This window comes from Nguyenibacter vanlangensis (genome assembly GCF_013376155.1).
GTDB classification, from domain to species: domain Bacteria; phylum Pseudomonadota; class Alphaproteobacteria; order Acetobacterales; family Acetobacteraceae; genus Gluconacetobacter; species Gluconacetobacter vanlangensis.
In genome coordinates this window covers 1-5,494 of record NZ_JABXXP010000161.1, presented here as the reverse complement: position 1 = coordinate 5,494, position 5,494 = coordinate 1, and the positions used below count along the sequence as shown (strand labels likewise).

2 protein-coding genes, 1 tRNA gene and 2 pseudogenes are annotated in these 5,494 nt (G+C 65.2%); 1 reads left to right on the top strand and 4 read right to left on the bottom strand.

What is annotated here, in order from left to right:
* A pseudogene (locus HUK84_RS09510) lies at window positions 1–202 on the top strand (NADH-ubiquinone oxidoreductase); the annotation flags it as partial.
* 24 nt (window positions 203–226) lie between these two features.
* Here HUK84_RS09510 and HUK84_RS09505 read toward each other — a convergent pair.
* From HUK84_RS09505 to HUK84_RS09490, 4 genes and pseudogenes are all read right to left on the bottom strand, one after another.
* Window positions 227–302 (bottom strand) — tRNA-His (locus HUK84_RS09505).
* 173 nt (window positions 303–475) lie between these two features.
* The gene (locus tag HUK84_RS09500) at window positions 476–4,345 is read right to left on the bottom strand and encodes a glycoside hydrolase family 15 protein (protein WP_176640080.1); all 3,870 of its coding nucleotides are present in this window, start codon (window positions 4,343–4,345) and stop codon (window positions 476–478) included.
* Window positions 4,346–4,681: 336 nt separating this feature from the next.
* The gene (locus HUK84_RS09495) at window positions 4,682–5,203 is read right to left on the bottom strand and encodes a hypothetical protein (RefSeq protein WP_176640079.1); all 522 of its coding nucleotides are present in this window, start codon (window positions 5,201–5,203) and stop codon (window positions 4,682–4,684) included.
* A gap of 4 nt (window positions 5,204–5,207) precedes the next feature.
* Window positions 5,208–5,494 (bottom strand): annotated as a pseudogene (locus HUK84_RS09490) (sel1 repeat family protein); the annotation flags it as partial.

Below are 5,494 nucleotides of genomic sequence, written 5' to 3'. Positions count from 1 at the left end.
CTGGGCGATGATGGCGGCGGCGCGCGCCACGCGCATCCTGCCCGGCCTGCCCGCGGTCGGACGCGCGGAAATCCGCCGCCTGCTGGAAGACAAGGCGTTTTCGACCGAAGCGATGGTGCGGGAACTGGGCGTCGTGCCGATCGGCCTGGAAGACGGGCTGGCGCAATTGTTCGGCCGGGCCACCCGCGCGGACCGGTCATGAAGAAATGCGTTCAAAGGGAATCGCTGGGGCGAACGACGGGGCTCGAACCCGCGACATCCAAGACCACAACCTGGCGCTCTACCAACTGAGCTACGTCCGCCACAGCGGGCTGTGATTTAGAGAAGCGCGTCCGGCCCGTCAATCGCCCTCCATGCGGGCGGGACAAAAAAACCGCCGCGACGAACGCGGCGGACCATTGGGGGATTGTCCGCGCGATTGAACAACGAAGGGAAGGCCGCCCGAAGGCGCCCTTCCCCCTGTCCCGTCGCCGGATCAGGCCGCGATGGTCATGCCCTGCGTCGAATCGACGTTATAGAAGGTGATCGTGTGCTGGTTCTGCAGGTCCAGCACCAGGTTGCCGCCCGAGATGGACATCCCGGTGACCCCTTGGATGGTCGCCATGTCCTTGGCGCCGTCGAAGCCGTAGATCATCGAATTGCCGAGGCCCGAGCCGAAATTCAGGTCGGCGGCGGCCGATGCGGCGACGTTGGCCCAGACGCCCGTCGGGTCGTCTGCCGTCAGGTCCATGTTGCCGGCGCCGGCCGTAATGGCGGCGCTGCTTTCATTGCCCAGCGTGATGTAGTCGGTGGCCGCGCCGCCGGTGAAGGTCAGCGAACCGCCGCTCTGCTGGCTGCCGACATAGGTTTCGGCCGTCCAGCCGATCGACTGGCTGGCATCGATCGTCATGGTGCCGGTGCCGCCATAGAACGTGTCGAAGCCGCCGGTGGTCGAGGCGACGTTGACGTCGGCGCCGTTCATATGGATGTCGTCGTTGCCCAGCGAATTGATGGTGGTCGTCTGGCCCGCTCCGCCCAGGTTCAGCGTGGTGTCCCGCCCGGTATAAAGCAGGTCCGTCTGGCCCGAGACCGTCACGTCGGCATGGGCGTTGCCCTGGTTGTCCACGCTGTCCAGGTTGCCCGCGCCGCCTTCGGCCGTGATGTTGACCTGGTCGGCCGAATCATAGGTGCCGCCGGTGATATAGGCATAGGAACTGCTGGTGCCGGGTTCCGACCCCAGGGTCAGGTTGGTGGTGCCGGCAGCGGCGATGCCGGTCATCGCCCCGCCCAGGATGGTCGTCGTCGCACCGCTGGATTCGACAACCTGCAGGCTGCCCGTATCGCCCGAGGCGTTGTTGACGATCATGCTGTCGGCATCGCCGGTCAGCACGCTGGTGTCGCCCGCGCCGCCATTGACGACCAGGTTCTGCACGCCCGCGCTGTTGTCGCCCCCGCTGTTGTCGATCGTTTCCGCCGTGCCGGCCGGCGCGGCGTTGGTCACGATCGCGGTGTTGCCGCTGCTGCCCGGGGCGCTCGTCAGCACCATGTCCTGCGCCTGGGGATTGCCGCTGGCGTCGGTGCCCACCGAATAGCTGCCGAAGCCCTGCACCGTTTCGCCGACCGTGGTCTGGGCCGGGGCCTGGGGGGCCTGGCCGGTGATCGCGGGCATCAGCGTGCTGGTCTGGTTGGTGTCGTTCAGGATGTCCTGGACGTACCAGCTCGCGGTGACGGGTTCGGACGAGGTGCTCTCGATCGGCTGGCCGGTCGCCCAGTCATAGGATTCGCCCGGCGGCGTGCCGCCATTGTCATAGGCCTGGTCGATCCAGTCCAGGCTGTTGCTGGTATAGGTCTGGTCGCCCTGGTCATGCGACAGGATGCTGGCATAGGACGACATCTGCGGCCAGGACGGCGACAGGCCGTGGGCTTCGTACGTGCCGCCCGGGCTCCATTGCGACGATTGGTAGAACGTGTCGTTCTGATAGCGCGAGATGCCGTAATTGTCCTGCGTCAGCGCATTCTGCACCGCCGAGTCGTTCTCGACCGCATAGGTGCTGGTCGGCGAGACCAGGCCGAGCACCGCGGCGATGTTGGTATCCGCGTCGATCGTGTCGTCGACCGTGCCGTTGGGATTCAGCATTTCGACGAAATGGCCTTCCTGCGCGTTCCACAGGCCGGGTTGCGCCGCGGTCGTGGGGCGGAGGATCGCCTGCTGGATCGTCTGCGCGCCGGTGGCCCAGCTCTGGCCCAGATTGCCCTCGCCCAGGGCGGACGCCATCTGGGCGGCGGCGTTCAGGCCCTCGGCATACGTCACCTGCGTGAAGGTGTGATAGCCGTACATATCCTCCCAGATCGAATAGTCGGCCGGGCCGAGACCGTTGGCGCCGATATTCTCGCTGATCCAGTTCGCCGAGTTGACCAGCGCCTGGCGCACGGTCGGGTCGGTGATGAAGGATTGCGCGGCCGCCGTGTCGCCCTGGGAGAGCAGTTGCTCGTAATGGCGGTAGGAGCCGATCAGGAACAGGCCCTGCGAATCGTTCTCGGGCGCGACGAAGCCGATCGGCAGGTTCTGGTCGAATTCGCCGTAATTGGTCGAGAACGTGCCCGCCGCGTTGCCGCTATAGGTCGCGTTCATGCCGTTCTGCTGAACGGACGCCATCCAGCGCCAGAACTTGTCGGCCTCGCTGGTCAGGCCGGCATCGTCCAGGCCGATGGCGGTGGCCGCGCTGTCACGCACCCAGACCTTGTATTGATAGGACGGATTGGTGGCCGCCATGAACGAGCCGAATTCGGGGCTCTGGGCCTGGAGGATGTTGATCAGGCTGCTGCGATAGGCATCGCGCAGCGACGTGCTGTCGACATTATTCAGGGTCTGGCCGTCGACGGCGGTCGCGGCCTGGCCGCCGACGGCGACGTCGGAGGACGAGCCGGCGAGGTTATAGGCCTGATTCAGCGTCTGGTCCCAGGCATTGGCGGTCTGGGTGATCCAGGAATTGGCGGCGGCGGTGCCGGACTGGTCGGTAAGCTGGGAAGTCGCCGGGGCGGACGTGCCCGCCGGGTTGGTCGCCAGGTCCAGGTTCGCGTCCAGTTGGCTCAGGCTGGTGGCGGTGGTGATGTAGTAATCCAGCGTGACCGTCTGGCCCGCATTCAGCGTGACGTCGGCCGAGGATTCGCCCACCGAGATCCCGGTGCCGGACGCGCTGCTGTCGCTGCCCAGCATCGTGCCGTTATTTTCGAACCCGCCGACGATCCCCTGGTCGGGCGCGTTCAGCGACGGATTGCCGCTGGCGCCGGACGCAAGCTGATAGTCGCCGCGGACATCGGTGCCGTCGGTGCCGGCGGCATGCTGGGCGCCGTCCGGCTGATAGGCGCCGATCGCCATATAGAGCGGCGCCTTGCCGCTGCCCTGGCTTTCCTGGACGATCCAGGCATTGTGGGCGGAATCCCAGGTGGCGCTTTCCTGCTCGCCGGCGTTCAGGCCGGTGGCGTTCATCACGTCCCATACCAGCGGCTGGGTGCCGGTGGCCTGTTCGTTGGTCAGCGAAAGCTGCTCGACGATCAGGTCCTGATTCGGAACGGTGGCATAGGCGGCCTGGATCTGCACCGGCAGGGCCTGGCCGGTCGGCGAATAGGCGCCGTAATTGACATGCAGGACGCCGTTCTGGTCGAAGCTTTCGTTCGACTTGAAATAGGGCGCATAGGTCTGCGCCGTATCGCCGGGCGTGACGTCGCGGAACCAGATGGCGTTGTAGTTGAGCTGGTTCAGCTCGTCATTGCTGGCGACGTGCAGTTCCGACAGGCTGGGGCCAAAGGTCCATTGCTGTTCCGGCGCCATGCTCTCGCCCTGCACGAAGGCCTGCAGGTCGGTCATGTTGTTCATCGCCAGGGACTGCGCCGAAGTTTCCTGCGACGGCTGCGAACCGGGCGTGATCGTCGTGGTGCCGAGCGTGAAGGCCGGGCTGGCCTGCAGGGCCGATTCAGGCACCGCGGTCAGGCCGTTGACGGTATCGCCGGTCCGGTTGCTCAGCGAGATCGCATTCAGACCCTGGTTCAGATAGACCGTAGTGGTGGCGCCGCCGGTCGAGGTCCCCGGAGTCTGGTCGAATTCGACCAGACCGGGTGCGTCCTTGCCGTTGATCGTCAATTGCTGGTACGCCGGCGCATCGGCCGTGTTCTGGTAGGAGAAATCGAACGTGTAGTAACCGGCGGCCGGCGCCAGATAGTTGAAGCCGATACCCGACGGCGTCGCGTCGGTCGCGACGGGTTCGGGGCCCGCCGCCATTTCGACGAAATCGGCCGCGTTCACGTAGGCCATGCCGTCAAGCGTGTAATCCGCTGGTGTAAACTGGTCATTTGTATTGTCAGACACGACACTGTTCCCTGTGCAGTTGTCCTTGTACCGTTTCGCACTGGATACGGTATCCGGAGCCACGTCCGGCGGGGAAATGGTATCGGACATTTCGCGATAGTAAAAGCACGTATCGGATAATTTTTGGAAATTTACTTCAATATTCTATATTTTTAACTTTCTTCATATCCGGATTCGTATTCCAGCACCGAACGTCCCGCATCCTGCGGGCTGTCCTGATTCGTCGTTATTTTATTTGTATTTATATAATTTCCGGCAGCGGCGCGTCCGTCCGGACGGGGCGCGGGGGGCGTGAAGGTCAGGAAGGAGAGGGATGTATCGTCCTGTTCCGATCGGTCATTGATATGTCTTGTCCTTTATCGTTCGCACCACCCCGGTGGGCGAAATGACGGTGCTCGTGCCGTCGCCGTTGGGAATGATGACGGCGCGTCCGGCGGCGGGTGCATGGCCGGCGCCGGCAAAATCGGGCGTTTTCGTCCTGGGGACGGGATTGGTCGCGATCTGCATGCCGTTGCGGATCTCGGCGTCCTCGCCCAGGCTGAGGCTTTCGCCGGGCTGCAGTTCGGCCTGCACCGCCGGCCCGGCCATGGCCGGCCCCCCGGCGCCGGACAGGATCTCGGACGCGGAGGGCCAGATATTGCCCGGTTCGGGCACAATCGGCGCGGCCGCGACCGTCTCGCCGCGCACACGGCGGAGATTTTCGGCCGCGCCGTGCGGCGCATTCGGATTGGCGCCCAAGAAACTGCCCGGGAAACTTATCGTATCGGACGCGAATTTTCCGATCCCCGAACAGGCGGACAGCAGGGACAGCGCCGCCATGGGCAGGACAGCGCGAAACGCCGTGCGTCGGTCCATCATGCGGTCAGCCCTCCGCGCCCATCAATTCCGACTCCGTCCGATCCAACCAGGCAAGTTCCACGCCGGCCTGCTTTTCGCCCTGCTGCCCGGCCTTGTGCAGCCACAGCCGGGCCTCGGCCGGGTCGGCCGCACCCGCCAGGCCCCGCGCCAGATATCGGCCGAGCATGCATTGCGCCGGCGCGAACCCCCGTTCCGCCGCGCCGCGAAACAAATCCAGGGCCCGCCGGCGATCGTCCGGCCCGTCCCCCGTCTGGTCGTGAAGCAGGCCGAGACAGAACATCGCCTGCGCGT

What these genes read in the sequence shown, in the direction of transcription:
- HUK84_RS09495 (WP_176640079.1), bottom strand. Translation starts at nt 5,203, where the DNA reads ATGATGGACCGACGCACGGCGTTTCGCGCTGTCCTGCCCATGGCGGCG.